The sequence below is a fragment of the Streptomyces sp. NPDC021749 genome, from assembly GCF_040640655.1.
GTDB lineage: Bacteria > Actinomycetota > Actinomycetes > Streptomycetales > Streptomycetaceae > Streptomyces.
Window position 1 is genome coordinate 102,370 of record NZ_JBFACE010000028.1, and the last position, 15,204, is coordinate 117,573.

The 15,204-nt window shown below is 69.0% G+C and carries 14 protein-coding genes and 1 riboswitch; of the genes, 3 read left to right on the forward strand and 11 right to left on the reverse strand.

Annotated features, from left to right (window positions below; translation table 11 throughout):
• Window positions 1-84: 84 nt before the first annotated feature.
• The 6 genes from AB0G35_RS25340 to AB0G35_RS25365 form a co-directional block, all read right to left on the reverse strand.
• On the reverse strand, window positions 85-1,188 hold the full coding sequence (locus AB0G35_RS25340; protein ID WP_360953775.1) for an ABC transporter ATP-binding protein: 1,104 nt from the start codon (window positions 1,186-1,188) through the stop codon (window positions 85-87).
• On the reverse strand, window positions 1,189-2,838 hold the full coding sequence (locus AB0G35_RS25345) for an iron ABC transporter permease (RefSeq protein WP_360953815.1): 1,650 nt from the start codon (window positions 2,836-2,838) through the stop codon (window positions 1,189-1,191).
• A 56-nt stretch (window positions 2,839-2,894) separates the two neighbouring features.
• Entirely contained in the window at window positions 2,895-3,971 is a 1,077-nt protein-coding gene (locus AB0G35_RS25350; protein ID WP_360953778.1) for a thiamine ABC transporter substrate-binding protein, read from the reverse strand.
• 103 nt (window positions 3,972-4,074) lie between these two features.
• A riboswitch (TPP riboswitch) is annotated at window positions 4,075-4,195 on the reverse strand.
• A gap of 34 nt (window positions 4,196-4,229) precedes the next feature.
• The gene (rlmN, locus tag AB0G35_RS25355) at window positions 4,230-5,336 is read right to left on the reverse strand and encodes a 23S rRNA (adenine(2503)-C(2))-methyltransferase RlmN (protein WP_360953781.1); all 1,107 of its coding nucleotides are present in this window, start codon (window positions 5,334-5,336) and stop codon (window positions 4,230-4,232) included.
• A 359-nt stretch (window positions 5,337-5,695) separates the two neighbouring features.
• A complete protein-coding gene (locus AB0G35_RS25360) occupies window positions 5,696-6,268 on the reverse strand; it encodes an RICIN domain-containing protein (RefSeq protein ID WP_360953784.1) in 573 nt (190 codons plus the stop codon).
• Window positions 6,269-6,710: 442 nt separating this feature from the next.
• Window positions 6,711-7,334: a TetR/AcrR family transcriptional regulator gene (locus tag AB0G35_RS25365; RefSeq protein WP_360953787.1), complete on the reverse strand. Its 624-nt coding sequence runs from the start codon at window positions 7,332-7,334 to the stop codon at window positions 6,711-6,713.
• 80 nt (window positions 7,335-7,414) lie between these two features.
• On the opposite strand from AB0G35_RS25365, the gene AB0G35_RS25370 reads away from it, so the two are divergent.
• Together AB0G35_RS25370 and AB0G35_RS25375 are read left to right on the forward strand one after the other, a co-directional pair.
• The gene (locus AB0G35_RS25370; RefSeq protein ID WP_360953790.1) at window positions 7,415-7,642 is read left to right on the forward strand and encodes a hypothetical protein; all 228 of its coding nucleotides are present in this window, start codon (window positions 7,415-7,417) and stop codon (window positions 7,640-7,642) included.
• Window positions 7,639-7,860, forward strand: a complete 222-nt coding sequence (locus AB0G35_RS25375; protein WP_360953793.1) for a hypothetical protein — start codon at window positions 7,639-7,641, stop codon at window positions 7,858-7,860. The genes AB0G35_RS25370 and AB0G35_RS25375 overlap by 4 nt, the downstream gene beginning before the upstream one ends.
• A gap of 345 nt (window positions 7,861-8,205) precedes the next feature.
• Here the strand turns inward: AB0G35_RS25375 and AB0G35_RS25380 are convergent, their stop codons facing one another.
• From AB0G35_RS25380 to rpsB, 5 genes are all read right to left on the reverse strand, one after another.
• Window positions 8,206-9,378, reverse strand: coding sequence for a phosphatidate cytidylyltransferase (locus AB0G35_RS25380; RefSeq protein WP_360953796.1), 1,173 nt, complete (start codon window positions 9,376-9,378; stop codon window positions 8,206-8,208).
• On the reverse strand, window positions 9,378-9,935 hold the full coding sequence (gene frr / locus AB0G35_RS25385; RefSeq protein ID WP_030413725.1) for a ribosome recycling factor: 558 nt from the start codon (window positions 9,933-9,935) through the stop codon (window positions 9,378-9,380). Before frr ends, AB0G35_RS25380 begins: the two co-directional genes overlap by 1 nt.
• Before the next feature lie 174 nt (window positions 9,936-10,109).
• Window positions 10,110-10,880, reverse strand: a complete 771-nt coding sequence (gene pyrH / locus AB0G35_RS25390; RefSeq protein ID WP_030413724.1) for a UMP kinase — start codon at window positions 10,878-10,880, stop codon at window positions 10,110-10,112.
• 163 nt (window positions 10,881-11,043) lie between these two features.
• Window positions 11,044-11,880, reverse strand: a complete 837-nt coding sequence (gene tsf / locus AB0G35_RS25395; RefSeq protein ID WP_360953800.1) for a translation elongation factor Ts — start codon at window positions 11,878-11,880, stop codon at window positions 11,044-11,046.
• Between the two features lie 105 nt (window positions 11,881-11,985).
• On the reverse strand, window positions 11,986-12,846 hold the full coding sequence (gene rpsB / locus AB0G35_RS25400) for a 30S ribosomal protein S2 (RefSeq protein WP_261955438.1): 861 nt from the start codon (window positions 12,844-12,846) through the stop codon (window positions 11,986-11,988).
• Window positions 12,847-13,908: 1,062 nt separating this feature from the next.
• On the opposite strand from rpsB, the gene AB0G35_RS25405 reads away from it, so the two are divergent.
• On the forward strand, window positions 13,909-14,619 hold the full coding sequence (locus AB0G35_RS25405) for a M23 family metallopeptidase (RefSeq protein WP_360953803.1): 711 nt from the start codon (window positions 13,909-13,911) through the stop codon (window positions 14,617-14,619).
• The last annotated feature ends 585 nt before the right edge of the window (window positions 14,620-15,204 follow it).

Sequence of the window (15,204 nt, forward strand, 5' to 3'; positions counted from 1 at the left end):
CGCGCCATGACCATGGCAGAGGCACAGGCACAGGCACAGGCACAGGCACACACAGAGGCGCAGTTGGGCTGCCGCGCCCACCAGTTATTCCGCTGGGTTCGACGCGTCGAGGTCCCTGGCGTCAAAGTCCGCAGCGTCCAGCACCACGACGTCCTGTGCGGTGAATGCGATCCCCACTCGTTCCCCCACCTCCGGCGCCTCGCGCAGGGCGCAGGCCGCCTCCAACTGCGGTCCGCCGGAAGGCTGGAGCAGCAGGGCGACATGGGTCCCGCGGAAGGTGCGGGCCGCGACCCTACAGGGCAGACCCTCGGGCGCGGGCATCAGGCGCACGCCGGCCGGACGTACGAGCAGCCGGCAGGGTCCGTCCGGGGTCCCGTCGGGGACCGGCACCTTGCCCCACGGAGTGACGGCGGCCTCGCCCTGCACCGTGGCCTCGACCACATTGTCGAATCCGAGGAAGCGTGCGACGAATTCCGAGGCCGGGCGCTGCCAGACCTCCAGCGGGGTTCCGGTCTGGGCGATCCTGCCGCCCTGCATCACCACGACCCGGTCGGCGAGCGCGAAGGCCTCACCCTGGTCGTGAGTGACGGCCAGTACGGTCGTCCCCAACTCCTCGAAAAGACGGCGCAGTTCGACGACCAGCCGTTCGCGCAGGCCGCGGTCCAGCTGACCGAGGGGTTCGTCCAGCATCAGCAGTCGAGGGTGCGGGGCGAGCGCCCGGGCCAGTGCGACACGCTGCTGTTCCCCGCCGGACAGGGATGCGACGGCGCGCCGTTGGGCGCCCGGGAGACCGACGAGGTCGAGCAGTTCGGCGACGGTGCGGTCCCGGTCGGTGCGCGCGGTGCGTCGCATCCGCAGCCCGAAGGCAACATTGCCCGCGACGTCCCGCTGTGGAAAGAGCTGGTGGTCCTGGAACATCAAGCCGACCCCGCGCCGGTGCGTGGGTACTCCCGCCTGGTCCCGTCCTTCCAGCAGCACCTGGCCCGCATCGGCCTGCTGGAGACCCGCGACCACCCGCAGCAGCGTCGACTTACCGCTGCCGCTCGGGCCCAGGACGCACACGATTTCGTGTGCGGCGACCTCCAGGTCCACCGAGTCCAGGGCGGGGCGCTCGGCGGAGCCGAAGCGGACGGTCACGCCGTCCAGCCGCAGCAGTTCCGGCGCAGTGGTCTCGGCCCGTGCCGTCATCTAGAACTCCCCGGGGTGGTTGATGCGGATGCGCTCCAGGACCAGCAGGGCGCCGGCGCAGACCACCATCAGGATGGTCGACAGGGCCATCGCCTGCCCGTAGTTGAGCTCTCCCGCCCGCCCCAGCAGCCGTGCCACGGCCACCGGCAGCGTCGGCTGGTCCGGCCGTGCGATGAACACCGTCGCACCGAACTCGCCGAGCGACACGGCGAAGGCGAATCCTGCGGCGATCAACATGGCCCGCCGCACCATCGGAAGATCGACCTCGCGCCATACCCGCCATGGCGAGGCACCGAGGACCGCGGCGGCCTCGCGCAGTCGTCCGTCGACCGCCCTCAGGACGGGCAGCATCGTCCTGACCACGAACGGCACCCCCACCAGTGCCTGGGCGAGCGGGACCAGCCACCAGGAGTCACGCAGATCCACGGGGGGCTTGTCGAGGGTGATCAGAAAGCCGAAGCCGACGGTCACCGCGGAGACGCCGAGGGGAAGCATCAGCAGGGCGTCGAAGCCCCGGACGAACCGGTTGACCACGGGTGTCCGCCCGGAAGGACTCCTGCGAAGCCGAGGCAGCGTCAGGGCAGCGGCTGCCAGACCGCCGATGACGAGAGCGATCACGGTCGCCGCGGCTCCGTAGGCGAGGGAATTCCACAGGGCGTCGAGCGGGGCGACGACGAAGGTGCTGTCGGCGGACGCGGCGGATCGCAGGGAGTCGTAGAAGATCGTGCCGTAGCCGTCCGGGCCGGCGAACGACCGCTCGACGAGCACGACCAGCGGGACGACGAGCAGCAGGGTGATGACCAGGAGGTTGCCCCACAGCAGCGCCCATTGGCCGCGGCCGCGCGGGCGGCGGGCGGACTGCGAGGCATCCACGAGCCGGAGTGCGGTTTCCCGCCGGCGCACCGTCCAGGCGTGCAGCGCGAGGACGCCCAGCACGGCCGCGAACTGGATCATGGTGAGGACCGCGGCGGTCGGCAGGTCCAGGAAGTCCGCGGTCTGCCGGTAGATCTCCACCTCCAGCGTCGAGAAGGTGGGACCGCCCAGGATCTGTACGACGCCGAAGGAGGTGAAGGTGAAGAGGAAGACCATCAGTGCGGCCGCCGCGACGGCCGGACCCAGCGCGGGCAGCGTCACCCTGCGCCAGGCGGCGAGCCGCCCGGCGCCCAGGACCCGCGCGGCCTCTTCCTGACGCGGATCGAGTTGGCCCCACAGCCCGCCGACGGTCCGTACGACCACCGCGTAGTTGAAGAAGACATGCGCGAGCAGAATGGCCCACACCGAGGTGTCCAGGCGCAGGCCCCACAGTTCGTCCAGCAGTCCTCCCCGGCCGACGAGGGCCAGGAATGCCGAGCCGACGACGACGGTGGGCAGCACGAACGGCACCGCGACCACCGCGCGCAGCAGTTGTTTGCCGGGGAAGTCGAAGCGCGCGAAGACGTAGGCGCCGGGCAGCGCGATCAGCAGCGTCAGGGCGGTGGAGGCCGCTGCCTGCCAGACGGTGAACCACAGCACGTGGACGATGTCCGGGTCGGTCAGCACGGTTCCGAGCCGGCCGAGCTGCCACTGTCCGCCGTCTTTGAGTCCCCGTCCGACGATCGCAGCCACCGGATAGGCGAAGAACAGCGCGAAGAAGGCGAGCGGCACCGCCATCAGGCCGAGCCGCACCGCCGTTCCCCGCGCGGGGCGTGCGCGCCGCTGGGTGGGGGCTACTTCAGGACGAGCGAGGACCACTGCTTGATCCACTGGTCACGGTTCTTGGTGATCGTCTCCGGCGGCAGCGACGTCGGCTTGTCGATCTTGGTGCCGTACTTGGTGAACAGCTCGGGCACCTTGGCGTCCTTGCGCGCCGGGTTCACGAACATCTGCAGCGGCTCGTCCTCCTGGAACTTCTTGCTCAGGAGGAAGTCCAGGAGCGCCTTGCCGCCCTTCTCGTTCTTCGCGCCCTTGAGCAGACCACCGAATTCGATCTGCCGGAAGCAGGTGCCGGTCGCCACCCCGGTCGGGGCCTCCTTGGGAGCGGGCTTCTTGCCGAGCACCTCAGCCGGCGGGCTGGAGGCGTAGGAGACCACCAGCGGCTTGTCGCCCTTGCCGGCGCCTGCGGCGGAGCCCGAGAAGCGGTCGTTGTACGCCTGCTCCCAGCCGTCGACGACCTCGACGCCGTTGGCCTTGAGCTTCTTCCAGTAGTTCTGCCAGCCGGCGTTTCCGTACTTGGCGATGGTGGCGAGCTGGAAGCCGAGCCCCGGAGAGGAGGTGGCGGAGTTCTCCGTGACGAGCAGGTTCTTGTACTGCGGCTTGATCAGGTCGTCGAGGGTGGCCGGCGGCGCGATCTTGTGCTTGGTGAAGTAGGCGCGGTCGTAGTTGACGCAGATGTCGCCGTAGTCGAGCGGGGTGACGCGGTGCCGGCCCTTGTCGAGCTGCAGGGCGGCCGGGACGTTCTCCAGGCCCTTGGCCTTGTAGGGGGTGAACAGTCCCTCGTTCAGTCCCCGCGAAAGGAGCGTGTTGTCGATACCGAAGAAGACATCGCCCTGGGGGTTGTCCTTGGACAGGATCGCCTGGTTGACGGCCTTGCCGGCGTCCCCGCCCTTGACGAACTTGATCTTGTAGCCGCTCTCCTTCTCGAAGGCGGCCAGGACGGACTTGGAGGCGAAGAACGAGTCATGGCTGACGAGCGTGACGGTCTTTGCGTCCGCGCTCCCGCCGCCCGAGCCGCCGCACGCGGCAAGCGTGGTCATACCGACCGCGGCGGCGAGCGCTGTCGCGGTGATCCTGCTGGTGGTGCTCACTGATTTCCTCCTGGCTGGCCAGGAAGAGACGCGGCCCCGCCCGGTGTCCGCGGCTCTCGACGTCGGGAGACGTACGGAGGGGACTCCGGGCAGGGCGCAACAGCATGAGTGACGACCGAACTTCCTACCCGGAATGACCCGGGCGAGGTTCAAGGGTCTGCGGGCACCGTATGACTACGACGCTTCCGCACTCTCAGCGCTGTGGCGCTCCCCTGTCGGAATGTGCATTTGTTCGATCACACAGTACCAGCGGGTGGGTCAGCGTTCCGAGGCGGCGAGCTGCCCGCAGGCGCCGTCGATCTCCTGGCCGCGGGTGTCCCGGACGGTCACCGGAACCCCGTGCGCCTCGATGGCCTGGACGAACGCGCGCTCGTCCTCGGGGCGGGAGGCGGTCCACTTCGACCCGGGAGTCGGATTGAGCGGAATGAGGTTCACATGGACCCGCTTGCCCTTGAGGAGCCGTCCGAGCAGGTCACCGCGCCATGCCTGGTCGTTGATGTCGCGGATCAGGGCGTACTCGATCGAGATCCGGCGGCCGGACTTCTCGGCGTACTCCCACGCCGCGTCCAGTACCTCGCGGACCTTCCACCGCGTGTTGACGGGGACGAGCGTGTCGCGCAGCTCGTCGTCCGGGGCGTGCAGCGAGACGGCGAGCCGGCACTTGAAGCCCTCGTCGGCGAACCGCAGCATCGCCGGGACCAGACCGACCGTGGAGACGGTGATGCCGCGCTGGGACAGGCCCAGTCCGTCGGGCTCCGGGTCGGTCAGCCGACGGATGGCCCCGACCACGCGCTTGTAGTTGGCCAGGGGCTCGCCCATGCCCATGAAGACGATGTTGGACAGCCGCGCCGGGCCGCCCGGCACCTCACCGTCGCGCAGTGCCCGCATCCCGTCGACGATCTGGTGCACGATCTCCGCGGTCGAGAGGTTGCGGTCCAGCCCGGCCTGGCCGGTCGCACAGAACGGGCAGTTCATCCCGCAGCCAGCCTGCGAGGAGATGCACATGGTGACCCGGTCCGGGTAGCGCATCAGGACGGACTCGACGAGCGTGCCGTCGTGCAGCTTCCACAGCGTCTTGCGGGTGGTGTCGTCGTCGCACGAAATGTGCCGAACGACGGTCATCAGCTCCGGCAGCAGCTCGCTCGCCAGCTTCTCGCGGGCCGCCGCCGGGATGTCGGTCCACTGCGCCGGGTCGTGTGTGTAGCGGGCGAAGTAGTGCTGCGACAGCTGCTTGGCGCGGAACGGCTTCTCACCGATCGCGGCCACCGCCTCGCGGCGCTCGACGGGGCTGAGATCGGCAAGGTGCCGCGGGGGCTTCTTGGCCCCGCGCGGCGCGACGAAAGTGAGTTCTCCGGGTGCAGGCATGGTCTGTCCAGTGTGGCAGATCATCTCGTGCGCCCCAGGCTCGCGCACCCCAGGTGAGAGCAGCGATGGAAGCGTCACCCTCAGTCGTCGGGTCGTCATCCAGCGTCGTCATTGGCGGTGGCCGATCCGGCAGGCCGCAGGGGGACGCCTCAGAGTCGGAAGAGCTATGCGATTCCCCGGAACGTCCTCAGTGACGGGGAATACGCGCCTTGTGCAGACCCTTCCGGCTCGTTGGGAATACGCATCACCGCCATCCCGCCATCCCGCCATCCCGCCATCCCGCCATCAGCCGACCCCAGGAGCCCCTCTCCCCGAAAAGGGGCATTCGGCTCGGCCAAGCATGGGCTGTCGGTATTTCGTCAGTCGATGATCCCGCCGACCCGTTTCAGGATCCAGCGGCGCGAGGGGTGCGAGTCGCAAGTGAACTGCACGAGCCCGACATTGTTGTCCGTGGAGACGCCGCCCGAAACCGTCATGCACTTGCCGGTCTGCGCGTTGACGAGCTGGAACGAATTGCCGTTCCTGTTGGTGATGATCCAGCGGCGTGACGGGTGCGAATCGCAAGTGAACTGCACAAGCCCGACATTATTGTCGGTGGAGACCCCGCCCGCAACCGTCGCGCACTTGCGAGTTTGCTCGTTCACGAGCTGGTCGGAGCGGCCGTTGCTGTTGGTGATGATCCAGCGGCGCGAGGGGTGCGAGTCGCAAGTGAACTGCACGAGCCCGACATTGTTGTCCGTGGAGACCCCGCCCGCGACCGTCGCGCACTTGCCGGTCTGCGCGTTGACGAGCTGGAAGGTTCCGGATATCTGTGCCGAGATACTGTCTGCGGCTGGCTGGGCAACCGCGCCATCGGGAAAGAGCATGACGCCCGCGGCGACAAGAACTGTCGCCGCCGTCAAAAGACGGCGCCTACGGCGGCTTTTGGACATAGAGGTGCTCCTCTCGGCATTTCTGCAAGGGAGGTGAGAAAAGGTGCGGCAGCCCCTCCCACCATCGAAGCACGACTCGCACAGATCGGCAGCCGGTAAGGGGGAAGGAAATCGCGCCGATGCGCGCTGCATGCTTGACCGGCTGCCCCTGGCCGGAATGGATACGAGGTCCAGCGCGCCCCTGCAGAAGTGGAGCCGGTTACTTTTCCTCTGAGAAGGCATGGCTCACGGAATCACGCCTCTTCCTTGGCGTGAGTTGGCTCAGCTCCGAGTTCGGCACGGCGCAAGCAGGTGCCGACCAGGCCGGCGTCTTCCTGCGTAATGGCTGAGCCAATGACCGAGTATTGCAGCCAGTAACTCGCCACAGGCAGAACCTACTTCCCGCCCGGCTCACAACACCTCGATGCCTGCCGACACGAAGGGACCGGCCCTTTTCTCACCATTACCCCTCTCCCGCCAAGTCCCCTAGGTGGGCTGCCAGTACAGCAGAGCACATCGTCGGGCCCAGGACGTCCGGGTTGCGGACGGCGCCAAGACCCAGGCCGTCGACGAGGGCGGTCAGGCGCTCGGTCTCGATGTCGAGGTCGCGGCCCGGGCGCAGGGTGCCGGACTCGTCGAGGCGGGTCAGGACGCGGCGGACCAGTCGTCGGGCGCCGGCGGCGGCCTGGTCGGAGAGGTCCTTGAAGGCCGGGTTGGTGCGGGCTGCCGCGTTGAAGTCGAGGAAGACGGTGACCTCCGCACGGCGGCGTTCGTCGAGCGGCAGGAGTTCGGCCAGCAGGCCGGCCGCGAGGCGGAGGCGTTCCGCCGGGGGATGCGCACTCAGGTCTCCGATGCGCTCGACATGGCGCAGCAACCGGTCGGTGAGGCCGTCGAGCATCGACTGCATGGCGAAGTCCATCAGCTCCTGCTGGCTGGCGAAGTAGTGGCGCAGGGAGCCGATGTTGAGTCCGGCCTCGTCGGCGACGGCGCGCAGCGACGTGCGCTGCAGACCGTCCCGTACGACGACTCGGAACAGGGCGTCGACGACCTCGCGGCGGCGGGCGTCCGGATCCACGACCTTGGGCATGACCTCTTTGTACCACGTTATATCACGGCCGTGATAAATTGGGATGTATCACAGGCGTGATAGAAAAACGGGAGGCTTCGGTGGAGACGTATCTCAACCTCATGCTCATCAGGTTCGGCATCCTCGCGGGCGGCATCGTGGTGCTCGCCCTGGTGGTGTTCGGCGTAGCCGTGTTCCTCAAGCGCAGGGGCCGGCTCGACGCGGCACGCCGCTGTGCCGACCCCGCCGTGCGGGCCGCACTGCGCATGGCCGCCCGGCGCTTGGAGGACGGGGCAGGCCGGGCCCGGCGGCGGGACGGCCGACGGTGACCAGGCTCGCTCTGGAGACGCCTGCTGCCACCCTGCAGGCATCCGGTCTTCACCCGGTTCACCTGGCGGCGTCCGATCTCGCCCACCATCTGTTGGTGGATTTCGTCCTCAAGATCCTCATCGTGGTCGTGGCCCTGGTGGTGCTCGGGCTGGGGATGGCGGTGATCTGGAGGCGAGTCGGCCGGCCGGAGGGACGGCAGCGGAGGAATGACGAGTGACGGGGCGGGACGGTGCGGGGCAGGACGGGACCGGACGGCCCGCCGCACCCCTGCGGGCGGGCCGGCGCTCGTCCGTCACCTTCAGTGCGCCGAAGCCTGCAACGCGAAGCCTGTGCACCGAAGCTTGGCGCCCGGCCCCGGAACGGCACCGGGCGACCAGCACGCCCTCGGGCGGCACCGGACCCGCGTCCCGCGGCCCGCAACCACCAGCACCACTACCACCACAAGCACCACAAGCACCGACGCCCAGACCCCACCCCACGCAAAAGCCCCCCACCAGCAGCAATCCGCTGGCAGGGGGCTTCGGCTTCTCGTCGGCTCAGGGGCCGAGCGGTGCCGTCGGGCTCAGCCCGCTCCGACGAAGACCACGAACAGCAGCCAGACGATGGGCGCCGTCGGCAGCAGGGAGTCCAGGCGGTCCATGATGCCGCCGTGCCCGGGGAGCAAGGTGCCCATGTCCTTGATGCCCAGGTCCCGCTTGATCATGGATTCGCCGAGGTCACCCAGGGTGGCGCTGGCCGCGACCGCGAGGCCGAGCAGCAGGCCCTGCCACCACGCGCCGTGCTTGATCAGGAATTCCATGCACAGTGCGCCGGCGACCATCGCGAAGAGCAGCGCGCCGACGAGCCCCTCGCGGGTCTTGCCGGGGCTGATGCGCGGGGCGAGCTTGTGCTTCCCGAACCGCCAGCCGACCGCGTACGCGCCGGTGTCGCTGACGACGGTCAGCAGCAGGAACGTCAGCACGCGCTGCGGCCCGTCGTCCGCCGCGAGCATCAGCGCCACGAACGTCGCGAGGAACGGCACGTAGAACGCTGCGAAGACACCGGCGGTGACGTCCCGCAGGTAGTTCTCGGGGGCCTCGGTCATCCGCCAGACGAGGACGGCGAGGGCGGTGAGGGCCATCGCCACCCAGGCACCCTCGGCGCCGCGTACGTAACCGGCGACGACCATGGCGGTGCCACCGACCGCAAGCGGCACCAGCGGCACCCGGATGTCCTTGCGTTCCGCCAGCCGCGAGGTCAGTTCCCACAGCCCGACGACGACGGCGATCGCGATCACGCCGATGAAGACCGGCTTGTAGACGAAGAGCGAGGCGAGGATGACCGCGCCGAGCCCGACACCGACCCCTATCGCGGCGCGCAGATTGCGCCCCGCGCTCTTCTTCTTGGGCTTCTCTGAGTCCGGCGCACTGTCGGACCCGGGAACGGAGGTGGGCATGGGCTCCTGCGGCTGGTCGTCGCGGAACAGGGGGCCGCTCCGTGGAGCAGCCCCCCGGTCGTCCGGGTGGTCCCGGTTATCCCGGATATGCCGATGTTCCCGGTGGCCCCGGTCGTCGTCCTGGTGTCCGCCTGGCTCGGGCACGATGGGCATGGGCCGAGTCTGCGCCGCTTCACCCCAGTCGTGCACGGGACCCGCCGAGGCGGACGGCGCCACCCCGCGAAGCGAGGAGGCCGGTCCGTATTCGGGCGGTCCCCATCGACCGGCGCCGGGCGGGGCCCCCCAGGATGACTCGTTCATCAGACCTCGAGGAGCTCGGATTCCTTGTGCTTGAGCAGCTCGTCCACCTGCGCGACGTACTTCGCGGTGGTGTCGTCGAGCTCCTTCTCGGCGCGGCGCACCTCGTCCTCGCCGCTCTCCTTGTCCTTGACCAGCTTGTCCAGGGACTCCTTGGCCTTGCGGCGGACGCTGCGGATCGAGATCTTCGCGTCCTCGCCCTTGTTCTTGGCGACCTTGATGAACTCCTTGCGGCGTTCCTCGGTCAGCTCGGGGAAGGTCACCCGGATGATGTTGCCGTCGTTGCTCGGGTTGACCCCGAGGTCGGAGTCACGGATCGCCTGCTCGATGTTGCGCAGCGCGCTCTTGTCGAACGGGGTCACCACGGCCATCCGCGGCTCGGGAACCGAGAACGACGCCAGCTGGTTGATGGGCGTCATGGCGCCGTAGTAGTCCGCCACGATCTTGTTGAACATCGCCGGGTGCGCACGCCCGGTGCGGATCGCGGCGAAGTCCTCCTTGGCGACAACGACGGCCTTCTCCATCTTCTCCTCGGCTTCGAGGAGGATCTCTTCGATCACCACTTGCTCCTGGTCTTTTCGGTAAGAAGCAGAGCCTCGCCCCTGCCGCGCGTCTACTCCTGCACGGTGTCCGACCGGCAGGCGGTTGTCCATCCCCGTACCGGGTCTTACCCCGGCCGGGAGTTGCCGCCCGTACGGATCGATGCCCGTACGGAAGGGCGGCAGTTGAGGCCGTCAGGCCCGGGTGTCCTGATCGCTGACGAGCGTGCCGATCTTCTCACCCTTCACCGCACGCGCGATGTTGCCCTCGGCGAGCAGTTCGAACACGAGGATCGGGAGCTTGTTGTCCCGGCACAGCGTGATGGCGGTGGCGTCCGCGACCTTCAGGTCACGGGTGATGACCTCACCGTATTCGAGGGCGTCGAACTTGACCGCGTCCGGGTTGACCTTCGGGTCGGAGTCGTAGACCCCGTCCACGCCGTTCTTGCCCATCAGCATGGCCTCGGCGTCGATCTCCAGGGCGCGCTGGGCGGCGGTGGTGTCGGTGGAGAAGTACGGCATGCCCATACCGGCGCCGAAGATGACGACCCGGCCCTTCTCCAGGTGGCGCACCGCACGCAGCGGAATGTAAGGCTCCGCGACCTGGCCCATGGTGATCGCCGTCTGGACGCGGGAGTCGATGCCCTCCTTCTCCAGGAAGTCCTGGAGGGCCAGGCAGTTCATCACCGTGCCGAGCATGCCCATGTAGTCGGACCGGGCCCGGTCCATGCCGCGCTGCTGGAGTTCGGCACCGCGGAAGAAGTTGCCGCCGCCGATCACGATGGCGATCTCGTAGCCGTCGCGCACCACGGCGGCGATCTCGCGGGCCATCGCGTGCACGACGTCGGGGTCGACGCCCAGTCCGCCGCCGCCGGCGAACGCCTCGCCGGACAGCTTCAGCAGGAAGCGCCGCCTCCCGTCCTTGGCGGCATGGTCGGTGTGCGCGCCGTCGGCACCGTGATTCATTGAGCTCTCCTCGTGCACATACGAAGAAGGCCATTGCCGTGGGTCTGGTCCAGATCCCTGTGCGGCAATGGCCTCCTCGTCACATCTGCGGCCGGCCGGTGAGCGGCCGACTGCGTACGACCCTAGCGGGGTCGTAGGTCATTCGCTGCCTTGCGGCAGGCTCTCAGATGCCGACCTTGATGCGCGAGAAGCGCTTCAGGCTGACACCGGCCTCCTGGAGGACCTTCTCGACGGACTTCTTGTTGTCGAGCGCGTACGGCTGGCCGAGCAGCGTCGCGTCCTTGAAGAAGCCGTTGAGGCGACCCTCGACGATCTTCGGAAGGGCGGCCTCGGGCTTGCCCTCCTGGCGGGTGGTCTCCTCGGCGACGCGGCGCTCGGCCTCGACGACCTCGGCCGGGACGTCCTCGCGGGCGAGGTACTTCGGCGCGAAGGCGGCGATGTGCTGGGCGACACCCTTGGCGACCTCGGCGTTCTCCTTGTCGAGCTCGACGAGGACACCGATCTGCGGCGGAAGGTCGGGCATGGTGCGGTGCATGTACGCCGTCACGTAGCCGCCGGAGAACTGCGCGAAGCGGTCCAGGACGATCTTCTCACCCAGGTTGGCGTTGGCCTCGTCCACGTACGCCTGGACGGTCTTGCCGGCCTCGATCTCGGAGGCGAGCAGGGCCTCGACGTCGGCCGGGGCGGTCTTCGCGACGTGCTCGGCGATCGCCTTGGCGACGGCCTGGAACTTCTCGCCCTTGGCGACGAAGTCCGTCTCGCACTTCAGCTCGACGATGACGCCGGAGGTGTTGTCGTCCGCGATCAGGGAAACCACCGCGCCGTTCTCGGCGGAGCGGCCCTCGCGCTTGGCGACACCCTTCTGGCCCTTGATGCGCAGCGCCTCGACGGCCTTGTCGACGTTGCCCTCGGCCTCGTCCAGGGCCTTCTTGCAGTCCATCATGCCGGCGCCGGTGAGCTCGCGGAGCTTCTTGACGTCGGCGGCGGTGTAGTTCGCCATGGTCTGTGAATCTCTTCTCGAAATCTCGAAGTCGAAAGATCTACGGGTGGACGGCGGGGGCGGCGCTCGTGGCGCACTCCCCCGCCGTCGTCAACCGGTCCTGAGTCAGGCCTGCTCGGCGTCCGCGGCCGGCTTCTCGGCCTCGGCGGCGGGAGCCTCGGCGGGCTTCTCCGCCTCGTCGGCCTTCTTCTCGCCCTCAAGCAGGTCGCGCTCCCACTCGGCCAGCGGCTCGGCGGCAGCCTTGTCGCCGGGCTTCTGGTCGCCGGTGGCGGCGCCGGAGCGGGCGATGAGGCCCTCGGCGACGGCGTCGGCGATCACGCGGGTGAGCAGGGTGACGGAGCGGATCGCGTCGTCGTTGCCCGGGATCTTGTAGTCGACCTCGTCCGGGTCGCAGTTGGTGTCGAGGATCGCGACGACCGGGATGTTGAGCTTGCGCGCCTCGCCGACGGCGATGTGCTCCTTCTTGGTGTCCACGATCCAGACGGCGCTGGGCACCTTCTGCATCTCGCGGATACCACCGAGGGTCTTCTCCAGCTTGGCCTTCTCACGGGAGAGGACCAGGAGCTCCTTCTTGGTGAGGCCGGACGCGGCCACATCCTCGAAGTCGATCTGCTCAAGCTCCTTGAGGCGCTGCAAGCGCTTGTAGACGGTCGAGAAGTTGGTCAGCATGCCGCCGAGCCAGCGCTGGTTCACGTAGGGCATGCCCACGCGGGTCGCCTGCTCGGCAATGGCCTCCTGGGCCTGCTTCTTCGTACCGACGAACATGACGGAGCCGCCGTGGGCGACGGTCTCCTTGACGAACTCGTAGGCGCGGTCGATGTACGACAGCGACTGGAGCAGGTCGATGATGTAGATGCCGTTGCGCTCGGTGAAGATGAAGCGCTTCATCTTCGGGTTCCAACGGCGGGTCTGGTGCCCGAAGTGGACGCCGCTCTCCAGCAGCTCCCGCATCGTGACGACGGCCATGGCCGTACTCCTCGTAGTTCTCGGTTCCACTGCGACCGGTCGGCCGCGGTGCCTGACGCCCCGACGCGCCTGCCGGGGAAGACACCTTGCGGAGCCGTCCGAGGACCGAGGAGCGCGGCCGTCGTGCTGCCCGAACGGGACTGGTGCACTGACGGCGGGGCGTGCGAAGTCGACCCGGTGACCCGGATCGCCACCAGAAGTGTACGGGACGGCCGATGCACCGGGCGACACGCATCATTTCGAGCCCTGACGGGTGAGACCGACACCCGTCAGGGTGAGGCAGTTGTCCACAACCGGCCCGTTGTCCACAGTTCCCGACCAAGATCCCCACGGCCGGCCGGACTGCGTCACCGTCGACCCATGCGACAGCAACGACAGCCACAGCAGCAGGGGCGAAGGCCCCCGTCACAGCAACGACACCTTCGACGAGCGCGGGCCCTGGAGGCACGGGAGGGAGGGGAGGCACGACAGGCAGAACACGATCGACCGCACGACGTACGACGAGATCGACCACACGGCGTCCGGCTCAGCCACGGTGGCTCGGGCGGGGACCTGCCGTACGGCGGCCGTCACGACACCTCAGCACCACTGCCCGGCCCTCGGCGGCTCATCGGCATCCGCGGACGACGACAGGCTGGGGCGACGGTAAGAGGCTCAGCTTCGGCCGCACCGGTTCCGGCTCCCTTACCCCTGCCGCGATCCGCGACCACGCCGCCACCCTCGTCCCCGTTCCCCTTCCCGTCCCCACCCCCGCCCGTGCCGCCGCTCGGCGACCCGGCCGGCTACGGCCCGAGCTGCTTCTTTCCGGCCGGCGTGACCAGAGCCCTGCTGGCCCCGGCACTGACGCTGGCACTGACCTTGACCACCTCGCCACTCGCGCACGCGGCGGCCCGTGGGCCGGGGTCGGAGGCTGCAGCAGGGCGCGGGGTGCAGGTAGCGGGGAAGAGCGCGGAGGCGGCGTCGGGCAGGGGGCAGCGGTTTGCAGGCCTGGAGCGGAACGCCGGAGCCGCCGCCGAGGGAGAGTCCGGTGGGACCGGGGCTGACGAGGCCGGGCCCGGGGACATGCCGGCTGCTGCGGGTGAGCGGGCCTGGCCGGTGGCGGGGCCGGAAGGGATACGCCCCACGGTGTTACGCGGCTGGGAGCCACCGCCGGCACCATGGGCGGCCGGACACCGCGGTGTGGACCTGGCCGCCTCTCCCGGTGCGACGGTACGGGCCGCCGCTCCGGGCCGGGTGGCATACGCCGGGACCGTGGCCGGCCGCGGCGTACTGACCATCGAGGTGGCCCACTCCGGCCGCCCTCCCTTGCACACGACGTACGAGCCGGTACGCGCCACCGTCCGGAAGGGGCAGCGGGTCACGGCCGGCCAGCCCGTCGCCGTACTCCAGCGAGGACCCTTCCACTGCCGTGCACCGTGCCTTCACTGGGGCCTGCGCCGCGGCAAGACATACCTGGACCCGCTGTCCCTTCTGCCGGCGAGCATGCGCAGCGGAGGCCCGTCACGGCTGCTGCCCGTGTTCGGGATCCCCGTACCGCCTGGCAACAGTGCAGGTACCGCGGGATCGCCCCCACACGAGCCAGTGAATACAGCGAGCGCGGAGGGTGCGGCGCTCGCAGCTCGGGAGACGGGGGCAGCACCAACGGGAGCGGCCGTCGTGGGTGCGGGCGTGCTGGCGGTGGCAGCGCTCTGGGCGCTGAGACGACTTCGTGCCGATCGTTCGGCGAGAGGTCGTTCGGTGCGAGGGGGTGGCCGGGTGGAACCGCAGGAGTGAGGTGAGGCTAGGCGGTTCGTTTGTTCATCGGTGCGCCTTGAGGCCCTGACGTCTTGGCGACCTGACGTCTTGGGGACCTCGGGTCGTCGCCTACCGGCCTCCCGGCGCTGCGGGCTGCGGGCTGCGGGCTGCGGGCTGCGACAACAAAAGGTGAGTGGGTGAGGGCGTTGGCATGTGCCGGGGCGTGGGGAGGGGGGAGAGGGGTGGGGTGGGGGCGGGGGGGAGGCCCCCGGGGAGGGAAGGAAGGAGCCGCGCAAGCCGGCCGTCACCACCGCGCAGGCGCTAGCCGTGTCCACCGCGAAGCGCGGCCAGCCGTGGCCGCCGCAAAGCACCGCTTATCCGTGGACGCCGTAAAGCACCGCTATCCCTGGCCGCCGTAAAGCGCCCTAGGGCGCGTATCGAGTCGTGATCAATCTGTGTGATGTGCCTTCGTGGCACGGCCTGGTCCGGTAGACCGTCGTATGTGACGCGAGTACAACTGACCGACCCTGAGTGGGAGTTCATCGAGCCGTACCTGCCGATCGGTGAGTACGGCCCGTACCCCGCGCGGCTGCGGCAGCAGTTCGAGGGCGTGATCTGGCGGTT

Bases quoted from the DNA above. Each gene is read 5' to 3' on its own strand.
- AB0G35_RS25340 (WP_360953775.1), bottom strand. From the start codon at position 1,188: ATGACGGCACGGGCCGAGACCACTGCGCCGGAACTGCTGCGGCTGGAC.
- AB0G35_RS25345 (WP_360953815.1), bottom strand. From the start codon at position 2,838: ATGGCGGTGCCGCTCGCCTTCTTCGCGCTGTTCTTCGCCTATCCGGTG.
- rlmN (WP_360953781.1), bottom strand. From the start codon at position 5,336: ATGCCTGCACCCGGAGAACTCACTTTCGTCGCGCCGCGCGGGGCCAAG.
- AB0G35_RS25360 (WP_360953784.1), bottom strand. From the start codon at position 6,268: ATGTCCAAAAGCCGCCGTAGGCGCCGTCTTTTGACGGCGGCGACAGTT.
- AB0G35_RS25365 (WP_360953787.1), bottom strand. From the start codon at position 7,334: ATGCCCAAGGTCGTGGATCCGGACGCCCGCCGCCGCGAGGTCGTCGAC.
- AB0G35_RS25380 (WP_360953796.1), bottom strand. From the start codon at position 9,378: ATGAACGAGTCATCCTGGGGGGCCCCGCCCGGCGCCGGTCGATGGGGA.
- pyrH (WP_030413724.1), bottom strand. From the start codon at position 10,880: ATGAATCACGGTGCCGACGGCGCGCACACCGACCATGCCGCCAAGGAC.
- tsf (WP_360953800.1), bottom strand. From the start codon at position 11,880: ATGGCGAACTACACCGCCGCCGACGTCAAGAAGCTCCGCGAGCTCACC.
- rpsB (WP_261955438.1), bottom strand. From the start codon at position 12,846: ATGGCCGTCGTCACGATGCGGGAGCTGCTGGAGAGCGGCGTCCACTTC.
- AB0G35_RS25405 (WP_360953803.1), top strand. From the start codon at position 13,909: ATGCCGGCTGCTGCGGGTGAGCGGGCCTGGCCGGTGGCGGGGCCGGAA.